General features: G+C 48.8%; 2 protein-coding genes, 4 tRNA genes and 1 pseudogene. 5 read left to right on the top strand and 2 right to left on the bottom strand.

The annotated features are described in order from the left end of the window. Nucleotides 1–82 precede the first annotated feature (82 nt). A complete protein-coding gene (locus ABD892_RS11500) occupies nt 83–1,264 on the bottom strand; it encodes an acetyl-CoA C-acyltransferase (protein ID WP_345195811.1) in 1,182 nt (393 codons plus the stop codon). A 190-nt stretch (nt 1,265–1,454) separates the two neighbouring features. Between ABD892_RS11500 and ABD892_RS11505 the strand changes: the two genes are divergently transcribed. The 5 genes from ABD892_RS11505 to ABD892_RS11525 all read left to right on the top strand — a co-directional run bounded on the left by ABD892_RS11505 (nt 1,455) and on the right by ABD892_RS11525 (nt 3,970). Continuing rightward, entirely contained in the window at nt 1,455–3,149 is a 1,695-nt protein-coding gene (locus ABD892_RS11505; protein WP_345195812.1) for a hypothetical protein, read from the top strand. Nucleotides 3,150–3,538: 389 nt separating this feature from the next. Continuing rightward, nucleotides 3,539–3,615 (top strand) — tRNA-Met (locus ABD892_RS11510). 99 nt (nt 3,616–3,714) lie between these two features. Further along, nucleotides 3,715–3,789 (top strand) — tRNA-Gln (locus ABD892_RS11515). Between the two features lie 18 nt (nt 3,790–3,807). After that, nucleotides 3,808–3,884, top strand: a tRNA-Met gene (locus ABD892_RS11520). Nucleotides 3,885–3,895: 11 nt separating this feature from the next. Next, nucleotides 3,896–3,970: transfer RNA gene (locus tag ABD892_RS11525), tRNA-Gln, on the top strand. Nucleotides 3,971–4,002: 32 nt separating this feature from the next. Here the strand turns inward: ABD892_RS11525 and ABD892_RS11530 are convergent. After that, nucleotides 4,003–4,443 (bottom strand): annotated as a pseudogene (locus ABD892_RS11530) (hypothetical protein); the annotation flags it as partial.

The raw sequence follows: 4,443 nt of genomic DNA on the forward strand, positions 1-4,443 counted from the left end.
AAGCGAAACTTTGTCAGTGTCGTAGCTCTGGCTTGTGCTTTTGTCTGGTTACCAATGTGAAACGTCAACAGCTCCTAGTTTTTTAGAGTACTTCAACAGCTACGGCTGTCGCTTCTCCGCCGCCAATACAGAGGCTGGCGATACCTTTCTTCTTACCGTATTGCTTCAGTGCATAGATCAGTGAGAGCAGGATTCGCGAGCCGGTTGAGCCAATGGGGTGTCCTTGAGCGCAGGCACCGCCATGAACGTTGACCTTGCTGTGATCAAGGCCATGTTCCTGCATGGCAATCATGGTAACCATGGCAAAGGCTTCATTGATTTCGAACAGGTCAACGTCGTCTTTGCTCCAGCCGGTTTTAGCCAACACCTTGGTCAGTGCGCCGACCGGGGCAATCGTGAATTCTGACGGATGCTGGGAGTGGGTGCTGTGCGCGACAATGCGGGCCAGTGGTTGCAGACCGCGTTTTGCAGCTTCACTTTCTGTCATCAGCAGAAGGGCAGAGGCGCCATCGGAAATGGAGCTGGCATTGGCGGCGGTGATGGTGCCGTTCTTGCTGAACGCCGGACGAAGGCTGGGGATTTTCTCAATATTGGCGTTAAAGGGTTGTTCATCCTGGCTAACAGTCTGCTCACCTTTGCGGGTGGTATAGGTGACAGGGGCAATCTCAGCCTCCAGTAAGCCGTCGTTAGTGGCTTTCTGGGCCCGCTTGAGGGATTCGATGGCAAAGGCGTCCATCGCTTCGCGGGAGAGTTCGTATTTATCTGCCACTTCCTGGGCGAAAGAGCCCATCAGCCGACCGGTTTCAGCGTCTTCCAGTCCATCCAAGAACATGTGGTCCATCACCTTGCCGTGTCCCATGCGGTAGCCGCTGCGAGCCTTGTCGAGCAGGTAGGGGGCGTTACTCATGCTTTCCATGCCGCCGGCAATCATGATCTGGTTGGTACCGGCGCGAATCAGGTCGTGGGCCAGCATCACGGCTTTCATGCCGGAACCGCAGAGTTTGTTGATGGTGGTACAGCCGGTAGCGTCCGGCAGGCCGGCTTTCCGGGATGCCTGACGGGCGGGGCCCTGTCCAAGGCCTGCAGGCAGGACGCAGCCCATGATCACTTCATCAACGTCTTCAGGATTGATATTCGCGCGGCTGACGGTCTCCTTGATGGCGATGCTGCCCAGCTCCGGTGCTGTCAGGCTGGACAGCGAGCCTTGCAGGCCACCCATCGGTGTGCGGGCGCCGCTGACAATTACGATCGATTCCTGGGTCATGTTCGTACCTGTGTAATGGTTGTTGTGTGGTCAGCGGGGAGAAGTTTATCAGGAAGAAATGGCTTCATGTGTTGTTTTTGATAGTCGTTATATTGTTTGGGCAGCTTCCGTGTTAGTTAGGGTGAAAATATCTCTTCTCTCATACGCTTTGAATTTATTTTTAAATTAAACGTGATCATGGAGAGTATGTATGCGTTGTGCTGGAAGTTTAAGTCAGTGTGGTTCTGGCTGGGTGCCTGAGGCTTATGGGAGTTCGGAGAAAAAAATTGCAGTTGTCACCTTTGAGAGTGAAGTGCAACCCTCTATGGGAAGAAGAATCAGTAGCCGTAGGTCATCAGTTGCTTCTATAAAAACGGAGAGTCAATATGATACTGCTGATGATGACTCTACTAGTCGAAGGGGGGGGGATGCTCGCAAAATTCAAGTACAGCCTGCTTCTGCTGCTCAGGTTTCAGGGCAAGATTCGGTGCGAAAATCAAGACAAACTGTAGCGCTGAATGTTGCTCTGGAAGGTAATTTGTTCAGTGCAAAATTATTTGTTGAAACAGCAATAAAATACTCGGTTAAGAAAGGTATTAAGAGTGAAATTGTGAATACAATAAAAGAGCTCAAGGCCTTGATAAAGCATGAACTGCCTGAACATGTCTTTTTATCTTTAAATGCCAGATTGAAAGCGTTTGAAATAAACTATAGATCTACAGAGAATTGTGGCTCAGCTTTCAAGAAAGAATTAGTCTTACAAATAAACTCAATATTGAGTGCTGAAGACGATGATCAGGGTTGCACTCAAAATGGTAATCAGGGGGGCGATCAAGGTGACATTCACAGCAGTGCTCAAGATAGCAATCAGGCTAGCACCCAAGGTGGCATTCAAACCGGTGCTCAATATCAGCATATTTTTTATAATGAACGGCTGGTTCAGTGTTTGAATAATGTTAAGTATTTGATCGGATGTTTGCCTGATGAGTTTTTCACGGTATATCTACATCAGTTTGAAAACATTGAGCTTGATTTACCTAGTCCTGATGATCTTATTGTTCCAATTGAGCTTATCGAAAAGTATCCATTGAGATATAGAGTGCACAGTACGGGTGCTTTTGCTGGTAATGTTGTAGGGATTATTGGGACTTCAGGTATTGCTGGAGCGCCAGTTGCTAAGGCGGCAAGGGCTGCAATTCAACTGGATCAAGGTGACTTTGTTAAATCTCTCAATATGATTGTTGGAGAAATAGTTCATTACCACAATTTGACTGAAGAGCAGGCTCTACAGAATATTTTAAATGTTCCTGGTTATGTTGAGTCCATTCTTGGAGAGGCGCCAAAATTTGAGGCAACAGTTTTAGCGAGTTATGCGTTTGCCAGTGCGGGGATGGTTCTGGTTTGCCAAGTCCTTAATACCTTAAAGGTTCCTCATAAAATGGGAGCATTTATGGCGATTGGCAGTGTCAGGGGGGGGAGGGCCATGAAAAAATTTATTCGAATCTGTTGTCGACCATGTAGTCCCTGTTTTAGGCCGTATCAGCCAGTTCCTCAGTTTACTGGTGGTAGGCCATCTTTGGCGGCTACCGGACCGGTATATCCAACCGTAAATAATGGTGGTGCTTCCTCGTTGCAAGGTCCCGTGCCGGAGTCTAATCAGGCGTCTTCTAGCGTTTCAATTCAAGTGGAGGCAGAGTGCCACAGCGTTGAGATGCAGTCATCGTCAACCAGTGCAGGAATTATGCATGCAAAAACAGAAGGCAAAGAGGCACAGGAATCAATAGAGTTGGATGTTATAGAAGAACATGAGCACTCTTCAGATTCGAAAGATATTGAAGAGGAGAGTGGCAAAGCGGAAATCAAGTTCTTGTTGAATGCGCCAGATTCAGCCGCTGCGTATGTTTGAGATAAAAAAGTACCTGATTACCACCATTCATCAGCACAGTAGCAGCAAATGCTCTGAAAGCCTTGCCATACTGGCGATATAGAGCAACTGATTCAAAGTTAAGGGGGCAGCACGAAGATACTTATGCGCCATCTATCCCGTGTGGTGCTTGGAAATCTCGCAAAAGAACTGAAGAATGGTGGTAATCAGTAAAATGTATGGTTTTATTTGCTGGGGTGGCACCAGCTCAGCATGCCATAGATTTCCTGCAAGTGTATTTTTCAACACAAAGTATTTATTGCCTGTTCTGAAGGATGTTGTAGCGTTAACAGGAGTTGTGGTGCTTTATGTATAAATACAGCTATTGACACAGCCCCCCAATATCACCAAAATGCGCCGCATCTCGTCGGGGCTAGGTAGCTCAGTTGGTTAGAGCACAGCACTCATAATGCTGGGGTCGGCAGTTCGAATCTGCCCCTAGCTACCACCGAGGGGATGAACTTTCAGGGGTTGATTTTCAGAACGGAAACGTTACTATACCGGCCTCGATGTCGCCGGGTCTTCTCCGGTGCTTCAAGTTCTCAGTTGGGGTGTCGCCAAGCGGTAAGGCAACGGGTTTTGATCCCGTCATGCGCAGGTTCGAATCCTGCCACCCCAGCCATGTCCTTTCAGGAATGATGGCTAGGTAGCTCAGTTGGTTAGAGCACAGCACTCATAATGCTGGGGTCGGCAGTTCGAATCTGCCCCTAGCTACCACGTTCCTCTGTTGGGGTGTCGCCAAGCGGTAAGGCAACGGGTTTTGATCCCGTCATGCGTAGGTTCGAATCCTGCCACCCCAGCCATCTTCCCTCTTCTTCTTTTCTACTTCTCTCACTTACTTTATTGTTTCGCTGCTGCCGGTTTCCTGTGTCGTTATTTCACAGCCTTTCATGCTGTAGTACAGGATATAGCCATAGCAGCAGGCGGACACCAAGAACGCACCTCTGACGCCGTAATGGTCGGCAATGATTGCCGCCGTCAGTGGGACAATGCCTCCGCCAACCCCGGCGGAACTCAGGATGCCGGATGCCTGTGCAGCAGCCATGGGGCTGAGGTTCTGCATGGAAAGGCTGTATATCAACGGATACATCACCGAGTTACACAGCCCGATCAGCGTAATCGCCGTCAATGCGATATAGCCATCGGCAAAAATCCCACATAGCACCATTAGTAGTGATAGCCATGCACTCACACCTAGGGGCTGTTGACGTTTCATTGAAAGCCTTGAACCAAGCCTGAAAATCCGCAGTATGTTGCTACCGCTCATGCTTTCATA

This window comes from Kistimonas scapharcae (assembly GCF_039540975.1).
Taxonomy (GTDB): domain Bacteria; phylum Pseudomonadota; class Gammaproteobacteria; order Pseudomonadales; family Endozoicomonadaceae; genus Kistimonas; species Kistimonas scapharcae.

Bases quoted from the DNA above. Each gene is read 5' to 3' on its own strand.
- ABD892_RS11505 (WP_345195812.1), top strand. From the start codon at position 1,455: ATGCGTTGTGCTGGAAGTTTAAGTCAGTGTGGTTCTGGCTGGGTGCCT.
- ABD892_RS11500 (WP_345195811.1), bottom strand. From the start codon at position 1,264: ATGACCCAGGAATCGATCGTAATTGTCAGCGGCGCCCGCACACCGATG.